At 62.6% G+C, this 20,528-nt stretch carries 18 protein-coding genes; all 18 read right to left on the bottom strand.

The annotated features are described in order from the left end of the window. Nucleotides 1-24: 24 nt before the first annotated feature. The gene (locus DWB85_RS00620; protein WP_133300533.1) at nucleotides 25-3,585 is read right to left on the bottom strand and encodes a glycosyltransferase; all 3,561 of its coding nucleotides are present in this window, start codon (nucleotides 3,583-3,585) and stop codon (nucleotides 25-27) included. Nucleotides 3,586-3,656: 71 nt separating this feature from the next. Next, a complete protein-coding gene (locus DWB85_RS00615) occupies nucleotides 3,657-4,583 on the bottom strand; it encodes a glycosyltransferase family 2 protein (protein WP_117952166.1) in 927 nt (308 codons plus the stop codon). Next, the gene (locus tag DWB85_RS00610; protein WP_117952162.1) at nucleotides 4,580-5,482 is read right to left on the bottom strand and encodes a peptidylprolyl isomerase; all 903 of its coding nucleotides are present in this window, start codon (nucleotides 5,480-5,482) and stop codon (nucleotides 4,580-4,582) included. Before DWB85_RS00610 ends, DWB85_RS00615 begins: the two co-directional genes overlap by 4 nt. A gap of 111 nt (nucleotides 5,483-5,593) precedes the next feature. Next, a complete protein-coding gene (locus DWB85_RS00605; protein WP_133300532.1) occupies nucleotides 5,594-7,177 on the bottom strand; it encodes a hypothetical protein in 1,584 nt (527 codons plus the stop codon). A gap of 97 nt (nucleotides 7,178-7,274) precedes the next feature. Further along, a complete protein-coding gene (locus DWB85_RS00600; protein WP_205422631.1) occupies nucleotides 7,275-7,697 on the bottom strand; it encodes a hypothetical protein in 423 nt (140 codons plus the stop codon). A gap of 283 nt (nucleotides 7,698-7,980) precedes the next feature. Then, the gene (gene gspD / locus DWB85_RS00595) at nucleotides 7,981-10,134 is read right to left on the bottom strand and encodes a type II secretion system secretin GspD (protein ID WP_117952156.1); all 2,154 of its coding nucleotides are present in this window, start codon (nucleotides 10,132-10,134) and stop codon (nucleotides 7,981-7,983) included. Between the two features lie 28 nt (nucleotides 10,135-10,162). Next, the gene (locus tag DWB85_RS00590; RefSeq protein ID WP_117952154.1) at nucleotides 10,163-10,864 is read right to left on the bottom strand and encodes a hypothetical protein; all 702 of its coding nucleotides are present in this window, start codon (nucleotides 10,862-10,864) and stop codon (nucleotides 10,163-10,165) included. Beyond that, complete coding sequence (gene gspM / locus DWB85_RS00585; protein ID WP_162845952.1) at nucleotides 10,861-11,427, bottom strand: type II secretion system protein GspM; 567 nt, start codon at nucleotides 11,425-11,427, stop codon at nucleotides 10,861-10,863. The genes DWB85_RS00590 and gspM overlap by 4 nt, the downstream gene beginning before the upstream one ends. After that, nucleotides 11,427-12,440, bottom strand: coding sequence for a PilN domain-containing protein (locus DWB85_RS00580; protein ID WP_117952148.1), 1,014 nt, complete (start codon nucleotides 12,438-12,440; stop codon nucleotides 11,427-11,429). Before DWB85_RS00580 ends, gspM begins: the two co-directional genes overlap by 1 nt. Then, nucleotides 12,433-13,305 (bottom strand): hypothetical protein, encoded by an 873-nt coding sequence (locus DWB85_RS00575; protein ID WP_117952145.1) that lies wholly within the window; start codon nucleotides 13,303-13,305, stop codon nucleotides 12,433-12,435. The genes DWB85_RS00580 and DWB85_RS00575 overlap by 8 nt, the downstream gene beginning before the upstream one ends. Further along, nucleotides 13,302-13,904: a prepilin-type N-terminal cleavage/methylation domain-containing protein gene (locus DWB85_RS00570; RefSeq protein ID WP_162845951.1), complete on the bottom strand. Its 603-nt coding sequence runs from the start codon at nucleotides 13,902-13,904 to the stop codon at nucleotides 13,302-13,304. The genes DWB85_RS00575 and DWB85_RS00570 overlap by 4 nt, the downstream gene beginning before the upstream one ends. Continuing rightward, nucleotides 13,891-14,286, bottom strand: coding sequence for a type II secretion system protein (locus DWB85_RS00565; protein WP_117952138.1), 396 nt, complete (start codon nucleotides 14,284-14,286; stop codon nucleotides 13,891-13,893). The genes DWB85_RS00570 and DWB85_RS00565 overlap by 14 nt, the downstream gene beginning before the upstream one ends. After that, nucleotides 14,273-14,746: a pilus assembly FimT family protein gene (locus DWB85_RS00560; protein WP_117952135.1), complete on the bottom strand. Its 474-nt coding sequence runs from the start codon at nucleotides 14,744-14,746 to the stop codon at nucleotides 14,273-14,275. The genes DWB85_RS00565 and DWB85_RS00560 overlap by 14 nt, the downstream gene beginning before the upstream one ends. Nucleotides 14,747-14,775: 29 nt before the next feature. Then, nucleotides 14,776-15,213 (bottom strand): type II secretion system major pseudopilin GspG, encoded by a 438-nt coding sequence (gene gspG / locus DWB85_RS00555; protein ID WP_117952132.1) that lies wholly within the window; start codon nucleotides 15,211-15,213, stop codon nucleotides 14,776-14,778. 93 nt (nucleotides 15,214-15,306) lie between these two features. Then, entirely contained in the window at nucleotides 15,307-16,512 is a 1,206-nt protein-coding gene (locus tag DWB85_RS00550; RefSeq protein ID WP_117952129.1) for a type II secretion system F family protein, read from the bottom strand. Nucleotides 16,513-16,515: 3 nt separating this feature from the next. Beyond that, nucleotides 16,516-18,252 (bottom strand): GspE/PulE family protein, encoded by a 1,737-nt coding sequence (locus DWB85_RS00545; protein ID WP_117952126.1) that lies wholly within the window; start codon nucleotides 18,250-18,252, stop codon nucleotides 16,516-16,518. Nucleotides 18,253-18,429: 177 nt separating this feature from the next. Next, complete coding sequence (locus DWB85_RS00540; protein WP_117952122.1) at nucleotides 18,430-19,632, bottom strand: acetyl-CoA C-acyltransferase; 1,203 nt, start codon at nucleotides 19,630-19,632, stop codon at nucleotides 18,430-18,432. A gap of 96 nt (nucleotides 19,633-19,728) precedes the next feature. Then, on the bottom strand, nucleotides 19,729-20,520 hold the full coding sequence (locus DWB85_RS00535) for an SDR family oxidoreductase (protein WP_117952120.1): 792 nt from the start codon (nucleotides 20,518-20,520) through the stop codon (nucleotides 19,729-19,731). Nucleotides 20,521-20,528: the final 8 nt, after the last annotated feature.

Here is a 20,528-nt window from a genome sequence, read left to right as displayed (position 1 = left end):
CAATCGTCCGGCCCACGCAGGGTGCTAGACGGTAACTTGCAGCGCCGCCCGGTAGGCGGCATCGTGTTTACTGGCGAGAATAGCCGGATCGAACTTCTGCGCCGCCCCGGGCACCGCGTCCTGCATCGCCCTGTAGTATTGTTCCCCGGTCAGCACTGCCGCCAGCTGCTGGACCATGGCTGCGATGTCAATCGTATCACCATCCAGCGGCACCACGGCGCCGGCCATGCCCCCGGGGCCGGTCAGCATACGGGCGATTTCGCCCAGGTCAGTCGCCAAAAACGGCACCCCGGTCTGCAGGCACTCGATAATGACCAGCGGGAAACTCTCGCCGCGGAACTTCGAGGGCAGGAAACCCAGGTCCGCCACCGCGAAGTAAGCGCTGACATTACGCTGGAAGCCCTCCAGGTGCACGTGGGCCGGCAGAGCCTCGCCTTGCAGCCGGTCATACTCGGGGCCATCGCCAACGAGCAGCAGATGCACGTCCCTGCCGGTGTCGACCCGTACCCGGTCGATAATCTCGATAGCCTCGCGCCAGCCCTTCTCCTCCATCGCCCGGCTGACCAGGGTGAGTACGAATGCATCCTCGGGAATACCCAGCTCGCGGCGCTGCAGCGGCTCGAAGTCGGTCGGTTCCAGGGCGTTGTCGATCCGCGCCAGCCGGGCGTGCTCCAGCAGATTGTGGCGCCGTATGGCATCGAGGTTTTTTCCCGCCACATAGATCAAGCGGGCACTGCGCCTGACCAGGCGCGGCAGTATCGGCTTGAGGTCGTACTCGTTGATGGTCTCATACATGCCGTGCAGGGTGACCACCGTCTTGCACTCAATATCCTCGGGCAGGATATCGAGGATGGTGCTGTCCATCCAGGCGTGATGGGAGTGAATCACCTGGATATCGAAATCGGTGATGATGCGCTCCAGCTGGCTGAAGTCGGAGACGATGGGGATGTCGCCACGGAGCCGGTTCCTGACCCCTTCCAGCCGCGGCTCCCGGTCGCAGTCCAGGTAGGTCACGTTATAGCCGCTGCCTTTCATGATATTGGCAAGACTCACCGGGAAGGTTTCGCCACCGCCGGAACAGAAGGCGTAGGAGGCCATTAACAGGTTGGGCGCGCGCTGCGCCCTGCCCTCGGCGATCCGGGCCAGGCTGTAGCAGGATTCGAGGGCCTGGTCGCTGTATTCACCGCGGGTTTCCCGCCAGTGAATTTCGAGGTTGTCGCGCAGGGTCTCGAATACCGAATCCGGCACATCAAAGTACTGTTGCACGGTCAGCGCGACCTGTTCGTGCTCGCGGTAAAAAGCGTCCTGGGAATAGGAACTGACCGAGGTATTGTCACCGTGAATGCGGTAGTAATTGCAGGCCTCGGGCGAGTAGGCCAGCATGCCGCCGCGCAGCAGGTGCAGGTACAGCACCCAGTCGCCACAGGTTTTCATCCGCCGCCACTCCGGGTCGGCCAGAATTTCCAGCTGCCGGGGGGTGCGGAACAGAGCCGAGCTGACGTTGGGCACAATGTTCTTCACCGCGAAGGCCTCGCGAACAATCTGCGGCCCGGTGGCGACTATCGGCCGGTTCCAGCGCTGGGGGTCGATATCGTGCAGGTACTCGTTGATCGACCAGATCTGCTGCTCGCCCTCGCCATCCATGAACACGGTGCGGGCGTAGGCCAGCATGATGGCCTCGTTCTCGAACCAGGGCACCAGGGTGGCGAGGAAGTTCTCGGTGCACCAGTCATCGCTCTCGGCGATCCAGACGATATCCCCCCGGGCCAGGTTGAGCCCCTTTTCCCACTGGTGGAATACCCCTCCGGAGTTCTCCTCGTTGATCACCAGGGTCGACTTGTCCGGGTAGCGCTGGTGGAACCTGCGCAGCACCGCGGCGCTGGCATCGGTGGAGGCGTCATCCAGCAGGATCACCTCGAAATTGTCATAGCTCTGGGAAAAGATCGATTCCAGCCGCAACTCGAGGTAATCGGCGTGGTTGTAGTTGGGCACAATCACGCTGACCAGCGGGGCGAAGTCGTCGCTGGCCTCCCGCTGCTGGTAGAGCATCGGCGTCGACAGGCCGCTATCGTGGGGACTGTGCATATCCCGCGGGGTCACGCCGAACAGGCGGTTGGCTAGGCGGAAAACCGGCCGCACCAGGCGCCGGATGATCCAGGCCACACCGGGGTGGCGCAGGCTCATGCGGTGATACACCAGGATGGCCTTCAGCCGCAGCTGCACCCAGTTGCCGGCCAGCGAATCGCGCAGCCGCTGCAGCCGGAAACTGATACTGCGCAGGGGGCGGGTGAGCTTCCACGAGGTGGAATTCTCCATCTGCCGGACCCGCTCGATAAACTCGTCCCGCTGGTCGAGGTAGAGGTCGCGCTCACCGGTCAGCTGCAGCTTCTCGGACTCCAGCTGGCTGCGCTGTTCATTGAGTTCCACCATCCCCAGCCGATTCTGCTCGGCAACGGCGGAGACGCGGGCAATTTCGGCGGCCTGCTCGCCCAGTTGCTGGCGCAGGGCCGTTGCGCCCTGTTGCAGGCTGGAAACTTCCTCGCGCAACGGGCTGAGCACCTGCTGGTGTTCCCGCTGCATGCGCTCGCTGTTGTCCTTGAGCTCCGCCACCTGGCGCTCATAATCGGACAGCACTTCAGTGGACCGGGTCAGCGCCAGGCGGTTCTCCCGGGTACTGTCACTGAGCCGCGAAAAGGCGGGGGTGACGATGTCTCTGAGACGCTGGCGGGTATCGTCGCGCTCATAGATCCAGCGGCACTGGTCGATGACGGCCTGCAGGTTTGCCGCCTCGCCGGACAGCTCGCGCACGCAGCCCCACAACTCCAGCAGCTCGGGAAAGCGCTCGGCCAGCTCACTGCGGGCGGCATCGGTGGCGCTGCTGCGGTACAGCGCCGGGTCGACGAAACTGTCGCAGAATTCTGCCGCCGCCGCGGGCTCCGGCTGCAGTCCGGTAAAGCCGGCCAGGGCCTGCAGCACCTGTTGCGGCCGGGTCAGCAGCGCTTCGTAGGCCAGGTAGTAAACCGGCAAATCACTGCTCGCCAGCAGCGACTGGGCGGTCAGCGACAGCCACAGCGCCGCCCCTTCTGGCAGGCGCCGGCCAAACTCGTAAAAGTCCCGGTTGGATTCCGCCCGCTGCTGTTGTGACAGGGCCACTTCCACCGGGTTTCGCAGCGTATGCAGGTAGCACAGGTTTTCGGCAGCGTAGCCGCAATCAGCGAATACGCGCTGCCAGAAGGGCAACAGCTGACAGATGCGCGGGTCCTTGAGCACCGCCACCGCCGCCGCGCCATAAATACGGTCCATCAGGGTCCGGGCCTCGGCCCGCCAGCCACTCAGCTCGCGGCCGGCGAGTGCGGCGGCACCGTCGAACAAGGGGTTGTCCCAGCTGCCGCCCAGTCCGGCGAGCAGGCGGTTGTTGAAGTCGACAATAGCCGGGTGCTCGAAAAAGCCCTTGCGATTCTCCTCATTGGCGTAGTGCTCACCCAGGCAGGCATCGGCGCCCAGTGCCTCCACTGCGGCGGCACAGAGGGAGGTGCCTGAACGATGGGCGCCAAGCACGACGATAAGTTTACGGGATTCGGGCATAGGAACCTGGATGGAACGGTTGTCTGGAGCTCGCAGTCAGCGGAAATGCTGCCGCATTATACGTGAATCAGCTACATTTTCTGCAGCAATGTGGCGATATAAAGCCCGATGTTGCCGCTCACCGTCTGGGCGTAAAAGCCGCCGCTGCGCAGCGCCCGCCAGCGCTGTAACAGGCTGCCGGCGCGCAACTGGGTGAACAGCTGCAACTGCCGCTGGCTGGCGGGGGTCAACAAGCGGGGATTGGCCGCCAGCGCCCGCAGGTTGCGATCATTCCAGCCCCGGTTGCGCCCGCCGAGGGCACCGAGGTAACGGCGGACGCGACTCGCCCACCCGGTATTGGCGCCAATCACATTGCGCGCGTGCTGGCGGTAGCTGAGGCCGGGCCGGGGATCATAAAAAATATTGGCGCCGGCGCCGGCCAGCAGCTGGTACAGCCACCAGTCGTGGCTGGTCACATCCACCTGCCCCGCCTGCTGCAGCACGTGCAGGGCCGCGCGGTTGAATACCATGGTATTGCCCCCGGCGATATTCTGCACCAGGGCATTGGCGAAGGCCGGGGTTCTGCGGAACAGGGGGGACTGGCCACAAGGCCGGCCCGCTTCGTCGACAAAGCGGGTGCGGGAACAATAAAGCGCGGGCACGATCGCCGGCTGGGTTTGCAGCCAGCTGACCGCCCGCGTGAGTTTGTCCGCATCCCAGATATCGTCCTGGTCGCAGAAAGCGTAGTAGTCGCTGGCGCTCTCCACCCGCCCCGCCAGCCCCAGGAAGTTAGCGGCGTGGCCCTGGCCATCGCCAGCGAGCAGTTTGAGCGAACGGATTGCGCCCGCGGTTTGCTGCCCGCGGATGAGTCCCAGGGTGGCATCGCTTGAGCCATCGTCGCTGACCCAGAGCTCGCAGCCAACATCGACCTGGGCGGCCAGCGAGCGCAGCTGTTCGTGCAGGTGCCGCTCTCCGTTGTAGGTACAGAGGAGAACGGCGACATCAACGGCGACGGTCACTCCGCTTGTTGGTAGGGCGCCAGAATCTCGTCGATGGCAGCCTGGTCGATTTCCACCTCGTCAGTCATATTGAAGCGGGTAACAAAGGCCTTCATTTCCAGACCGGTATACTCATCGCGCAGCTGCTTCTCGATCTCCGCGGCGACCTCCTCGAAGGGTTTGAAACTTTCCTCCTGGATACCGTCCAGGCGGATAATGTGCACCCCAAACTGGGTTTGCACCAGGTCGGAATACTCGCCCACGGCGCCAATATTGAACAGACCCTCGCTATAGGGTGGGGAAATACCCTTCTCACCCAGTTTCATCCACCGGTCTACCTTGCCCTTCTTCTCCGCGGCACCCGGCTCTTCGGAATACTCGGCAACGGCTTCCTCGAAATCCGCCCCGGCGCGCAATTGCTCCAGCACCTCGGCCGCCTGTGCCAGTACCTCATCGCGGGGCTGGCCGACGGGTGAGGCGAACAGGATATGGGAGGACATACGCCGCTCCGGTATCAGCGCGTATTTGCGCGGGTTCAGATCATACTGCTCCCGGGCGAGCTTGCTGAAATCGGGGTAGTCCATATTGTCGCGGTGGTGGCGCAGCAATATATCGCGCTGGAAACGCTCGACAACGCTCTGAAGCTGCAAACGCAACTGAGGATCGGCCGCAACAATCTCCGCCCCCGCCAGGGCCAGTTTCTTGTTGACCACTTCCATATTGATCAGCTCCAGCCGGTCACCCGGGTCAGCCAGGGCGGACTCGCGCATTTGCCCGGTCCAGCCATCCACACGGTGGGCCAGTTCCTCCCTGCTCAGGGACACATCGCCGTCGCGTACCACGGTGGTCTCTGCCGCAGCCGGCAGGCAGAACAGCAACAACGCCGCTGTAACCAGGGGAAATAAGTTCACTCGCTTCATGGCGAAGAAAATCCTCTTGATCGATAAAGATTCAAAAAAAAAGCCGACACCCTGAGGTGCCGGCCTTTGGTCTTGCTTTTCTACCCGTATTTACGGAGCAGAGGACGCAGCTTAGGAAGCAGGCTGCGAACGGCTGTGCTCTACGATACGACCGTAGTTGGCATCCGGGTTGGCACCGAAGTTACGCTGCCAGGCTACGAAACCGACTGCGGGAGCAGTGTTGGTGAACACAACATCGCCTACGGGAGCAGGGTCTTCAACACAAACATACGGATCTACGTTCGCCTCGGGATCATCTTCCAGCTGAGCCAGAGCCGCCAGATCCCAGTCACACAGCCTGTCGTTGTTAGCTGACGGTGAGCCTACCAGAGAGGCCCAACCGAAGCTGGCACCGGCAGGTACGTCCAGGCCAGTGATGGCCACAGGCGCATTCAGTACCGGCGCGCCGCCCCACTGGATGACGTTCACTTCGTTATCCAGAGTAATCTTGGGCGTGATAACCGGCGGCGAAGGAGATACAACCAGTTCACCTTCTTCCACAGTCACTTCCTGCTCTTCACGATCGTAAACAGTGATGGACGCAGTGACGGGGATGTCACGGAAGTCACAGTTTGGTACTTCGCCAAGCTCAGGATCTGCAGTCTCGCCCGCGCGCAGACACAGATCTTCATTACCCGCACCGTAGATGGTCATGGGAATGTACGCAGCCAGGTCCAGCTGCACGTACTGACCGGGGTAAGTGACTACCCAGTCGGTATCGACGCTGAAGTCACCGGCCACGTTGGCGGACCAGTCGTTAACCAGCTTGCTGGCAGCCAGCGCTTCACGCAGCGCATTGAACTTGCCACGAGACGCCGGGTTGGTGGGTGCGCCACCGTTCAGGTCGGGGTAGTCGAAGCCCTGCAGGTCGTTGGAGAAGATACCAGTCTGCTGGTTGGTGATGGACGGAGTGTCCAGGAAGCCTTCGATGTGAACCGCGTTGTCACCGAATTCTGTACCGGTCGCGTCCGACTTGATAAAGAAGGACACTTTCAGCGAATCGGAAGACGCAACGTAGTTGGTGGTCGCCAGCGGCGCACCTTCAACGGCGATGTTCGGGCCTACAGTGGCTGAAGAGCTAACCACACCCTTCTTGCTGTTGGAAACACCGCCAGCGAAGAAGTTGTCACGTACCGCATCACAGTCGGCGGGCATGCCGGTTGAGTCGTGCTTGGCAGCGACTGCCAGCGCCTGCGACCCGGTTGTTTCATCGACAGAACCCATGCTGATGATTTCGATGTAGCCGGTTTCCGCATCTTCGCGGTAGATGTCGGGCATCGCGAACTTGTTGTCGCCCACGTTGTAGGCAGGGGCGGTACAGCTGTTGTCGTTAGACGTCCAGGTGATGTCGTCGCCAGACATGGAGATGAAGCCGGTGTACATGTCGTAGGGAGACAGGACCACGTTAAAGTCCAGTGCGTCCATTGAGTCGGTAGCACGGCGGAAACGGAACTTGATAACCTGAGTTTCGTCGGCAGTGTTAACGATGTTTACGCCAGTGGCGTAGCCTTCCATTACTGTGTAGTAAGGAACAATCGCCAGGTCACCCAGCTCGGTGCGAGCAGCGTAGTCCTGTGCATTTGCTACACCAGCATAGCCGGCAGTTGCAGTTGCAACAGCAGCGACCAGGCCGAGAGGCTTAAAGTTTGTGTTCATAAGGAGACTCCTAATGTTTAGTCTTTTTTACAACAATGGTACAAAGTTGCTAGCGCTATTATTGCCAGCCGCAGCCAGCTGTCAACATACAAAACAGCTAATAGTTGGCACCAAACCACCACTCACCGTCGACAAGGATCCACCTTTCGTGCAGTTCGCGGGGCATCGCACCTAACGCTTTAGCTGCTGCAGAGGTTTGTTTGGTTGGCATGGACATGACCCGCACCACCACACTTGCTACAGCTGCATGCGGATCATAATTAGTTACCTCCAAACCTGTCAACTCCCAGTTCGCCGTATAGGAAAACTTTTTGACATACAGTTGCTTAGGGAAAACTTCTCGGTAAGCAGGCGAAGTGTACTCCCAGGCCTTGCCCCAGTCGTGGGCGATGCGCGCCTGCCAGCGTTCCTCGACCCGGGTTTCCAGGGCTTTGACCTGCTCCGGCGTCAGCTGGGCCGACTGCCCGCCCTGCTCGCCACAGCCCGCCAGCCAGAGGCCGGACAGCACCAGGACCAACACGTTTATGCTACGTAACATACTGTTTTAACAACCGTTTGTTTAAAGAGGGCGCGATTATACGCGATTTGACAGGCGCTTGGTATGGGGCCAGCGGGCAGCGACTTGCTGACCGCCTTCCGCTACTCGATGCGGCTTGCCCGCCCGCCGTTACTCCACAGCACCCGGGGCCAGGCCGGCGGCACCCGCATGCACCAGATGGGTGCTAGAGGGCTGGCGCCCACCTGCTGTCGCCGGCCAAAAGCGCAGTTCGTGAAAAGTACCAAAGCCCGCGCAAGGCGCCCAATCACAGGTTGGCGGGATCGATCAGCTCCAGGTTACGGACCCGGGCGCGCATTTCCTCGCTGACATCACGCAGCTCGGATTCGTTGTAAAGCGCCCGCGGGGTGATGATTACCAGCAGTTCGGTGCGGTTGGAGGTGTCGGTGTCGGTACCGAACAGGGCACCCACCACCGGCACACTGTGCAGCCAGGGCACCCCCTGGGAGGCGGTACTGGCGTTCTCCCGTATCAGCCCACCCAGCACCACCGATTCACCCGAACGCACCGCCACCCGGCTCTCGATATTGCGCTCGAGGAAGGCGCGCTGGTCAGTGGCGGCATCGATCTCGCCGACGTCGGTGACCGACTGCTTGACGTCCATGGTCACCAGACCGCCGGCATTCACCGACGGCTTTACTTCCAGTTTGACGCCTGTATCCCGATAGGTGATGCTCTGGGTGACTCGCCCGGTGTCGCTGGCCAGGGACTCGGTCTGGGAGTCGATAGTCGGCACCTGGCTGCCCACGTGGATATAGGCAGTGTGGTTATCCAGTACCATCACTGACGGGCTCGAGATGATATTGAGCAGGCTTTCCTTGGCCAGCGCATTGAGTACGGCCCGGATATCGCCCATCGATTTGGATACTGTATAAGAAAACCCCGGCACAATGGAAGACGGACTGGATGCCCCAGCTATACTCGAGAGAAAGCCCTCGCCACTGTAGTCTCCCAAACCATCCTTGAAGGTCCACTCCAGGCCATAACTCAGCTCGTCGGTCAGGCTCACCTCCATAATGCTGGCCTCGATAATGACCTGGGTGGCGACCACATCGAGTTGCTTCAATGCCGACTCGATAATGCGGTACTGCATGGCCGTAGCATAAATCATCAGGGCGTTGTTCTCGTCATCGGCCACCACCCGCACGTCGACAGCGGCTTCCCGGCTGCCGCCTGGGCCCTGCACGTTCATACTGGAAACCGATGCGGCGGGCGACTGGCGATTGCTACTGCCAAAGGATGAGCCACTGGAGGAGCCCAGCGTTTCCGGCGACATGCCCGGCGCGACCCCCGCCGCATCTCGCGGGCTGCGGTCATTGTACTGGTCGCCGCCCTGGCTGCGGCCGGTGTAAATACTGTTGATCAGGTTGGCGAGGCGACTGGCCGTGGTATTTTGCACCGGGTAGACGTACAGGCGCTGATCGAACTCGGTGTAGTGGGCGGCATCGAGGCGCTCGATCCAGGTTTGTACGCTGTCCAGGTAGTGGGCGCGGGGGGTCACGATAAGAATGCTGTTAAGGCGTTCCACCGGCACCACCCGGATCATGTCCTTGAGGGTGCTGCCGCCGTCCTTGGTGTTCATCATCGCCTCCAGCGCCAGGCTAACCTCCTCCACGCTGCTGTTTTCCAGCGGGAACAGGCCCACTGACATACCGGCCAGCTGGTCCACGTCGAAGGTGGCGACAATATCCAGCCAGCCATCCAGCTGCTCCCGGGTACCGGCCAGCATCAGCAGGTTACGGGAATTGTCGATTCTGACAAACGCCGACTCGTCGGCCACCGGCTTGAGAATCTCCGCCATGTTGGCGGCGCTGATGTACTGCAGCGGCACAATCACCGTTGAAAAGCCCGCCGCGGTGTCCCGCGGATTGGACACCCGCGGCGCCAGCCTGGTACCGCGATTGGTGCCGGTGACCAGGTAGCGTCCGTCCGTGCCGCGAATCATGATGCTGTTGTTCGACTTGAGCAGGGACTCCAGCACATTCAGCAGCTGGTCGCGGGGAATCGGGGTGCGGGTGCGCAGGGTCACCTGACCCTGGATCGGCTGGTCGACCACATAGTCGAGCTTGAGGATATCACCCATGATGGCGTGGGTGACTTCGCTCAGTGGCGCCTGCTCGAAATTCAGGCTGACATCGTCACCGAGGAAGCGCACCGGTTCCTGCCGCGCGGGCATTTTCACGTGGCGATCCGTGCCCTTGTACACCACCGCCGGCTGGGCCTCGGGCTCCTCCTCATCGTCCCTGGCGGCCGCCAGCTCGGCGGCGGAGCTCGCCAGCGCCGGCGCTGATTCGGCAGCGGCATCATCGGCGACGTCCATGGAGGTCGTACCGCTGATGGTCGTGCAACTGCTGACCAGCAGTAGTAGCGCAATGGCAGCGGTCTGTCGCAATGTTTTCATTCCTGTCGGCCTGTTCATGTGATTGTAATTAGGTCTGGTTGGGACGCGCGCGCCCGCCGAGGGTGAGGGAGCCGCTGTCTTCCGGCTGCGAGGTCTCACGCTGCTTTGCGGATGCTTTCTTTGGTTTCCCGGCGCGGTCATCGGCAGCGGCCTGAGCGGCTGCAGCGGCTGGGGACACTGCCGGGGCTGCCTGAATCACCGCCTGCTTGAGGACAAGCGCCGTCTTGCGGTCGCCATTAATAAACAGCGCCTCTGAAGGCTGCACGGATGCCAGTTCCCAGCCGTTGATTTTCTCGCCCACCATCAGGCGGCGTTTTTTGCCCTTGTTGATGACAATGATACCGGCTGACTCACCTCCACCAAATATGCCGGTCAGCTGGATGCCGTCAATTTTGCCGGGCTTACCGGCCTCGGCCTCGGCCTCAGGCTGCGCCTCGGCAAGCGCTTCGACCTCGGGCTCGGGTGGCCGGCGACTCGGCCAGAACAGCGGCCTCGCGGCAATCTCGGCGCGTAACCCAGGGTCGACCTCCACGCCCACAACAAGCTCACTCACCTGGAGGGAGTCCGGGCGCGGCTGCACCGGCTCGGGCAGGGCCGGGAACAGGGCCCGGAAACCGCCCCACAGCAGCTGCAGGGCGAGCAGCAGTAACACCAGCACCAGTGCCAGCTCAACCCGACGCTCCGCTCGCGTGGGGTCCTCGAGATTGCGGTAACGGTCGACCAGATTCATATCACCGACCTCAGTGACACCAGCCGCAGGGAGGCCGTGGCCTCCTGGGGCTCCACCTCGCCGCGCCGGGAACGCTGGCGGGTCGGCCAGATGTCCAGCGACTCAACAATAATCAACGGCGCGAAGGCCGCCAGCTCGGCCAGTGCCTGGTCCAGGCTGGCGACATCACCGGCCACGGTCAGTTTGACCCCGATGTAGTCGAACTTTTCTTCCTCGCGGACCGGCAGAGCCTGGCTGTTGCTGACGGTCAGGCCCGCGTCGGTCAGCAGCTGGCGTACATCCGCCTGCATGGCGGCGGCAACGTCGGTTTTCTCGGCGCTGGGCGGGTATACCAGGCGCGCAGTCTGTCGCTGCACTCGCCCGGCGGACTCCCGCAGTCGTTCCTCCACCTGCTGTATGCCCTGCAGGCGCGCGATACGCGGGCCCAGCCTGTGCACATCATCGGCATAGGCCTGGCGCAAGCCCCAGGTACCAAATAGCAGGTTGAGGTAAACCAGTACCGGCACCAATACGGTGGCGCCGCAAATGGCGGCGCTGCGCCGGTGGGCTTTGACCCAGGCCATCATATGACCGCCTCCTGCAGCTGGATTTTCAAGTGGAACTGTTCCAGGTCGGTGCCAGCGATTTTGCGAATGGCGCTGGCGGTGGTGACCGTCGCATACTCGGGCTGCTTGCTCAGCAGCTGCATTATTGCCGCGGCATCGACAGCGCGGCCGCGGAGGTCAATTTCCCGGCCGTTAATAGACAGTCTCTCGACGTAGGCGTCGTCGGCCAGTAACCGGCTGAGCCGTGCCAGTTCCAGGTGCGGACTGGGGTAAAGGCTGCTCACCGCGTCGACGGCGAGGGTCGTTGCATTGGCGGCGCCGAGGGTGTTGCGCATCCGCGTGGCCTGCTCGGCATCACTTGCAGCCACGGCTGCAATCTGCTCAAGACGCTCCAATTCGAGTTTCTTGAAGCCGGCACCGGCGGCAACGATCAGCAACAGCACAAGGGCAGTCGCCGCCAGCATGGCGCCCACCCTGAACAGGCGGCGCCGGTAACATTCCTGCCGGCGGCCCTCGCCAAAGCCCCTGATGACCACCATGCGACCCTCGACATCGACCCAGACCTCCTGGGCCTGGGCGTCGTGGCTGTCGTACTGGTGGCCGATGTAGGTCATCGCCGAACTCAGTGACACAATAACCAGCGCCACCTGCAGAAACTGGTCGTCCCGGGCCACCAGCGCCCAGCCATAGCCGGTGTCGGCAGCCGCAAACGGGCTGCTGGAGTTCACTTCCAGCGCCAGCACTTCTTCCAGATCCGCCTCTACCGCCAGCGGCAGGCGCAGCGCCCGGGTGAGCGCCAGCTCCTCGGGCAGCAACACCGCGCTGCAATCGGTACGCGCTTTTGCGCAGGGCTGGCCTGCCTGGTAACTGGCAGTACCGGATGGGGTGCGCAACTCGACCGGTTCGTCCAGGCGGGACCGCAGCGGTGAATCATAGGCCCACAGCAAGTCGCGCCAGGCAGCATTGAAGTGCTTGCCCAGGTTGCGCATGTCGTAGCCGAACAGCTCCCAGTTTTGGCCCGATTCAAACATCGGAGGTCCCCTTGCTTTCTTGTAGGCCCACAACGCGCGGCGCTTCGGTGCGCACCACCCGCCAGGGCAGGCTGGAATCGCCGCCGGATTCCAGTTTCAACCAGCGCCGCCGCAGCCAGGTGCGGCCGCCATACCCGATGTATGCGTCCGCCCGGAACACCCCGCTGGCCGGCAAGCGTCTGCTGCCGGCAACGGCGGCGGCAGCTTCGAACATGGCATCCCTGCGCTTGCCTACCGCCCCGGACTGCTCCGGGTTAACCTGCTCCAGCATCTGCATCATCGACCCGGGAGAGGCGCTCCAGTTCATCCTGCCGCTGGACCAGTTCCCCACGACCACATAGTCACGGATGGCGTCCAGCAGCGCGCGGTTTACTCCCTCCACCCGCAGCATGTCCTCCAGCGAGTAAAACTCCCGACTGCCACGCCTGGGACCCGCCCGGTTTTCTCGGGCACCGGTATTTTGCCGCCACTTTAGCACATTGTCCGCCACCGTTTTCGCATCCCCGGGCGTCATCCCTGCGGTAAGCCGGAACAGCGCTGCCAGCACATCCCCGGAAGCGTGATTGACATCCACGAACCCCGCTGCCGGCACAATCTGCACTCTCACCTCCAGTTCACCCAGACGGTGCCGGCTTTCCGAAATCATTGGCCCGGCGGCGGCCGACTCGAAACCCTGGTTGCGCTCCACCATCGCCAGCTGGATGGCGCCATCGCCGGAGGCCACCGCCTTGGCTCTGGCGAGGTGAACCTGGGTGGTGCGCGTATCCGTCCTCGCGTGGGAGACAATTCCCGCCACCAGCAACGACATGCCGGCGATGAACCAGACCACAATCGCCAGCGCCACCCCGCCCTGCTTCGCCTTCATCGCTGCACCTGCATGATGAGATCGGGCCAGTAGCGCCCGGAAGACTTTATCTGCAGGCGCACCAATGCCGGTGCCGTTGCGCTCTCCTCCCAGTTTTCTGTCCAGTCCGCCTGGAATTCCTCACGCACCTGCAGGGTGAAGCCTTCCAGGTCGTTAACCAGCGGGCGGGCGGGCGCAGCCCGCCAGCGCTCCTCATCCGGCTGCACGCGCTCCGGTTCCAGCCAGCGCAGCATTAACTGACCCTCGTCAGCGGCAATTCTCACCAGGTGAACACCACCATAGGCCTCGCCGAACAGGAGATTGGTCTTCCACTCGACGAACCCGGCTCCGAGCCGGAAGTAAGTGGCTTCCAGCGTTCCGCCCCCGAGGGTCAGCCCGCCCTTGCCGGCACCAACCACCGCCGATTCCATCAGCTGGCGCAGAAAGCCGCTGACGGTGCGGATTTCATCGACCCGGGCTGTGGCCCGCTCGATAGACGCCTGGGTGTTGCCCAGGGTGCGCATACCGGTCACCGTGCCCAGCAACACCATGCTGAGTATGGTCAGGGCCACCATGACTTCCACCAGGGTAAAGCCCCGCTGACCATTAGCGGCGCTCACGTGAATAAGCCTCCACCACTGAATTCAAGACGATTTCGCGGCGTTTACTGCCATCGAACCAGGCTACCCCGACTTCCAGGTCGTGCAGCTGGACACCCCTCAGGTCGCCGCGCCCCAGATCGCGGAGCTGCGATTGCACCCGCCACTGGTAGCCCCCGGCCGTTTCCCCGGCCGTGTTGACCCCGCCACTGTCCACCATGGCATGGTCGGCCAGTAGCGAACGGGCCAGTTCGACACCGTAGGCATAGCGCTCCGAGGTGCGCACGTTGCGGGTTGCGCCGCTGGCCGCCTGGTACAGCGAACCCAGCGCCAACGCCAGAATGGAAATGGCCACCAGCATCTCCAGCAATGAAAAACCGGGCTGGCGCTTAATCGGCGTCATAGCTGCTCTGGCTCACGCCGCCCATTAACCAGTCCACCGAAATACGCACCCCGCGCCCGGTGGGAGCGGCGATGTCCACGTCGCCGCCGGTGGAACTGCCCTCGGGGTAGAAGCGTATAAGGCCGAGACCGTCGCGGTTGACCTCACTGGCTGTGGTCACCGTCAGCTGGAAGCCCTCGGGCAACTGCCGGGTGTCGCCGGCAAAACTGACTTGCCGGCGCTGCGGATCGAAGGCCACATCCTGCGCCCTGCCTTTATCAACCGCCTGGTGCCTGGCATCGGCCAGGGTAGTCAGCACGTCGCGCACCGCCTGGCGGTACTGGATGGATTGGTACATGCGCATGGAGCCGGGCACGGCCACCGCCAGCAGCAGGCCGACGATGGCAATTGCAACCATGATTTCCACCAGGGTAAAGGCGCGCTGCCCCCGTGTGGAACAGTCAGGCTTGAGGGCAGTCATGGGGGCGCTGTTGAGGCGACGGGGGACGCTTACTTCCAGTTGCCGACGTCGGCGTCCTCACCCTCGCCACCGGGAGAGCCGTTGGCGCCATAGGTAAAGATATCCACCTCGGCGCGCTCACCGGGATACTTGTAGTGGTACTCGCGGTTCCAGGGGTCCAGCGGCACGTCGGACTTGAGGTAGGGCCCGTTCCAGCCAGTGGCGCTCCCCGGCTTCCTGACCAGCGCCTCCAGCCCTTCCGAGGTGGAGGGAAAGCGCCCTACATCCAGCTTGTACATCTCCAGAGCCTGCTCCAGGTCCTTGATCTGAATGCCGGCGGTTTTGGTCTTGGCGCCACCGAGCTGGTTCAGTACCTGCGGGCCCACCAGGCTCATCAGCAGGCCGAGAATGGCCAGCACCACCAGCAGTTCCATCAGGGTGAAACCGCGCTGCCGGCGGCTGAATGGGTGACGACTCTGTTGTTTCATTGCTATTCCTCTGCCGGCGGCAAGCGCCGCCCGCTTGATTGCTGTTTCCCGGGGGCGCGGGCAAACGCCTGCCCATCCCCTTGTTCTTCGTTTTTACACCGCCAGGTTGTTCACCGACAGAATGCCCATCAGGATGGCGATGATAATCACCGCGATTATCGCCCCCATGGCCAGGATCAACACCGGCTCCAGCAGCGACAGGCCGCGTTTTACCCCTGACTGCACATGATCATCGAACACCTTTGCCAGCTCCAGCAGCATCTTGTCGAGGCTGCCGGACTCCTCGCCCACCCGCACCATCTGTATCACCATGGGCGTGAACATGCTGGTTTCTTCCAGCGCCACCGACATCCGTTTGCCGGACTTCACCGCCGGCGGCAGCACCTGCAGGGATTCGCGTATCACCCGGTTGTCCACGGTATCGATGGCGATGGAAATGGCCTTCAACAGAGACACCCCGTTACCCAGCAGAGTTCCCGTGGTGCGGGCAAATTTTGACACTTCGAACTCAAAGACAATACCGCCGGCCAGGGGCAGGCCGAGCATGCGCCTGTCCAGCGCTGCCCTGCCCTCCGCCGTTGACGACCAGTTGCGGAAGACTATTCCACCGCCGACCAACAAAATGAGCAGCAGCCAGCCCCAAGACTTGATGAAGTCGGCACCGGAAAGCACCATCTGGGTCAGCGCCGGCAGGGCGTCGCCCATATCCTCAAACAGGCTCTCGAACTGGGGCACCACGAAGCCGAGCATCAGCACAATCGACAGCACCGCCACCACCAGCAGGATGGCGGGATAAATCAGCGCTGAAATCACGCTGTCGCGATTTGTTTTCGCGTTTTCCAGATACTCCACCAGGCGATCGAGTACCTCCGATAGCTGGCCGCTCGCTTCGCCGGAGCGCACCATGCTGATGTAGAAAGAGCCGAAAATCTGTTCGTGGGGCTGCATGGCCGAGGACAGCGGCTTGCCGCCTTTGACTGCCTTGAGCAGCTCGTTCAGCAGCAGCTGCATCTGCGGCTGCACCGCCATGTCGATGAGCACCTTCAGCGCCCGGTCCAGGGGCAGCCCGGCGCGCAGCAACACCGCGAGTTCCGAGGTCATGGACAGCACATCCTGGCGGCTGGGCGGTTTGCCCGGGGATTTCTCCGGGTCGGCAAGTTCGCCGCCCCGCTCCAGCTTCAACAGGGTCAGGCCCTGGCCGCGCAACTGCCGGGTGGCCAGTTCCTGACCGTCGGCCTCGATAACCCCCTGCCGGGTTTTACCGTCCCGGCCAACCGCCTTGTAGGTAAAGGACGCCATCGATCAGGCGGGAACCGATGACTGTGGCGCAACCGCCGCCTCGGGAGCCGCTTCGGTTTCACTCTGGTCCTGAGTCACCCGCAGCACTTCCTCCATGGAGGTGAGACCGGCGGCAACCTTGCGCAGGCCGTCCTCGTACAGGGTGATCATACCCTGCCGCCGCGCCGCCGCATGCAGAACCGTGGCATCGGCACCACTCATGATCACCCGGTGCATTTCATCGTCCAGCGGAAACAGCTCGTGAATGGAGGTACGGCCACTGTAGCCGGTCTCCATGCAGGCCGGGCAACCCACTGCCCGATAAACCTCCTGCTGGCCCGGCGCCAGGTAGGCGGCAATACCCGAGCGGGCCGCCGCGTCGGCAGGCAGGGCCACCGGTTCCTTGCAGGTCTTGCACAGGGTCCGCACCAGGCGCTGGGCCAGCACCCCGTTCACCGACGAGGTAATCAGGTAGCGCTCCACCCCCATGTCCTCGAGGCGGGTAATGGCGCCAGCGGCGGTATTGGTGTGCAGGGTCGACAGCACCAGGTGACCGGTAAGTGCCGACTGCACGCCGATCTGGGCGGTCTCGGTATCACGCATCTCACCGATCATGATGATGTCCGGGTCCTGGCGCAGGATGGAGCGCAGGGCGCGGGCAAAGGTCAATTCAATCTGCGCCTGAACCTGGATCTGATTGACCCCCTGCAGCTGATACTCCACCGGGTCCTCGACGGTAATGATTTTCAGCGAGTCGGAGTCCAGCGAGGCCAGCGAGGCATAGAGCGTGGTGGTCTTGCCGGAGCCGGTGGGGCCGGTCACCAGCAGTACGCCGTGGGGCCGGGCCAGCAGTTCCTGGTAGCGTTTGAGGGTGTCCTCGCTAAAGCCCATGTCCGGCAGGCTGAGGCGGATGCTCTCCCGGTCCAGCACCCGCATGACGATACTCTCGCCGTGCACGGTGGGAATGGTCGAGACCCGCAGGTCCAGTTCGTGCCCCTTGACCCGGGTCATGATGCGGCCGTCCTGCGGCAGTCGCTGCTCGGCAATATTCATGTGTGCCAGCAGCTTGATCCGGGAGGCAATGGCCGGGGCGAGACTGGGAGCGGGGGCATCCGGATGCTCCTGCAGCACGCCGTCCACCCGGTAGCGCAGGTGCAGGCCATCCTCGAACGGTTCGATATGGATATCGGAGGCGGACATGTCCACGGCGCGGTGGATAATCTGGTTGACCAGGCGAATGACCGGCGCCTCGCTGGCCAGGTCCCTGAGGTGCTCGATGAACTCGTCGTCGCTCTGCCCGGCAAACTGGTCGTTGAGCTCGTCTTCCTCCTCGCCGTCACCGGCCTGCAGGTACAGCTGCAGGGCGCGGTTGATATCCGACTCCAGGCCGAGGACGATAACCACGGGCTTCTCCAGCGCCATGGCCAGGGCTTTGCTGAGAAAGGGGTCCTGGGGCACGGCGGCGGCGAAGGTAACACGCGCCTCGCTGCGGGCCACCGGCACCACCGCGTTGGAAAACAGGAAGTCCTCCGCCACCTCGTCGATAGCAATAGCTTCCTCGGGATAGTCAGCCGCGGCCAGCAGGGGAATCTCCAGCTGCTGGCTCAGCACCTGGGCAAAATCCAGTTCGGACACCAGACCCAGCTTCACCAGCACCTGGCCGAACATGTCGCCCATTTCGCTCTGGGCCAGCAGGGTACGCTCCACGTCCCGCTCTGACACCTTGCCCTGTTCTACCAGCAGTTCGCCGATTTTCTTCATCGCCCACCTGTGCCGCTGCACAAAATTCAGCCGCGTTGCAACTAACCCGCGCGGCAAAGTCCGCGCCATTGTAGCACCGGTTGGACAGGAAAAGCGGGGTAAAGTTGCGGGGCCGCTGCGGCCCCGAGGCAATAACGCCGGCTTTAACGCCGGCGTTCAGGAATGCGGGTAGCTGTTTCAGGCGACCTCGAACAAACCGGCGGCACCCATACCGCCGCCAATACACATGGTGACGACCACGTACCTGACGCCGCGGCGTTTTCCTTCCAGCAGGGCGTGACCGACCATGCGGGCGCCGCTCATGCCAAAGGGGTGGCCGATGGAAATGGAACCGCCGTTGACATTGAGCCTGTCGTTGTCGATGCCAAGCTGGTCGCGGCTGTAGATCACCTGGCAGGCGAAAGCCTCGTTCAGTTCCCACAGGCCGATGTCGTCCACCGACAGGCCGTGACGGTCGAGCAGCCTGGGTACCGCAAACACCGGGCCTATGCCCATTTCATCCGACCTGCAGCCGGCCACGGCCAGGCCGCGGTAAATGCCCAGCGGCGCCAGGCCTTTCTGCGCCGCCAGTTTGGCATCCATCACCACACAGGCAGAAGCGCCGTCAGACAGCTGGGAGGAGTTACCGGCCGTGATGAAACGACCTTCTTTCACCCACTGGCCGTCTTTCCACACGGGTTCCAGCGCCGCCAGACTCTCGAGGGTCGTGGAGGGACGGTTACAGTCATCGCGATCGACCACGACCTCTTCATAGCTGGTCTCTTTGGTCTCCTTGTTGAATACCGACTTAACGGTATGCATGGGAACGATCTCGTCATTGAACAGACCCGCTTCCTGGGCCGCCGCGGTCCGCTGCTGGCTCTGCAGGGAATAGATATCCTGGTCTTCACGGGAGATGTTGTACCGGTCAGAGACCACTTCCGCCGTTTCCAGCATCGGCATGTAGGCGGTTTCATCTATCGCGGTCACGGTCTCGGACACATTGCGATAGCTATTCTTGTGCTTGGTCTGCACCAGGGAAATGGATTCGACACCACCGGCGACGGCAATGTCGTACTCGTTGCAGATAATGCTCTTGGCTGCCGTGGCAATGGACATCAGCCCGGAGGAACACTGGCGCTCGATGGCCATACCGGCAACGGTATCCGGCAAACCGCCGGCAATACCGCTCAGGCGGCCAATGTTGTAGCCCTGGGTACCCTGCTGCGCCGCGGCGCCCATGATGCAGTCGTCCACTTCCGCCGGGTCAATGCCGGCGCGCTCAACCGCAGCGCGAACGACATGACCGCCCATGGCGGGCGCTTCCGTGTTGTTGAAACCGCCACGGAATGATTTGGCCAGGCCGGTCCTGGCGGTAGATACGATAACTGCTTCTCTCATTGCTCTTTCTCCTATGAACCCCGGACGGGTTCAACTGTGATTTCTGTCAGGCCCCGGGCCCGTTTGCGCCGCGACCCTGATTCCGTGTGGCGGGAATTATGACCGCTGACTGGATACGGAAACAACCTCGCCGGTCATATAGCTGGAGTAGTCGGAGGCCAGGAACATCATGACATTGGCCACTTCCCAGGCCTCGGCGGCGCGGCCGTAGGCTTCCTTCGACTCCAGTTCATCCAGCAATTCCTGCGGCGCGGACTTGCGCAGCATGGGGTGCAGGACGATAGAGGGTGACACGGCGTTGATGCGCACATTGAACTCGGCGGCTTCCACGGCGGCACAGCGGGTCAGGGCCATGACTCCGGCCTTGGCTGCGGCGTAGTGGGCCTGCTCTTTCTGGGCCCGCCAACCAAGCACGGAGGCGTTGTTGATGATAACGCCGCCCTGTTCCCGTTCTTTCATGACCTTCATCATGTAGCGGGTCATGCGCATGGTGCCGTTAAGGGTCACATCGATGACCTTGTGCCACTCATCGTCTTCCATGTCGATCAGCAATTTGGAGGTCCCCAGGCCCGCGTTGTTGATCAGGACGTCGGTACCGCCGAGCTTGTCCTCGGCGAAGTCGATCAGGGCGCGCACGTCTTCCTCAACGGCAACGTTGCCTACCAGCCCCCACACCTCCTGCAGGCCGGTTTCTTCCTTCAGCTTGTCCACGGCGGCGTTCAGGCGGCCCTCGTGGATATCACTGAGGACGATGGCGCGGGCGCCCTCTTCCGCCGCGCGCTGGGCGGCGGAGAAGCCGATGCCGGCGCCGGCGGCGGCGGTAATGAGCACGGAGCGGCCCTTGATCAGGCCGTGGCCCTCTACATATTGCGGATTCTTGAGATCCATAGTCTTTT

Origin of the sequence: Seongchinamella sediminis, from assembly GCF_003457605.1 — a bacterium.
GTDB lineage: Bacteria > Pseudomonadota > Gammaproteobacteria > Pseudomonadales > Halieaceae > Halioglobus > Halioglobus sediminis.
Note: the sequence above shows the minus strand (reverse complement) of the source record. Positions and strands in the feature narration are given on the sequence as shown.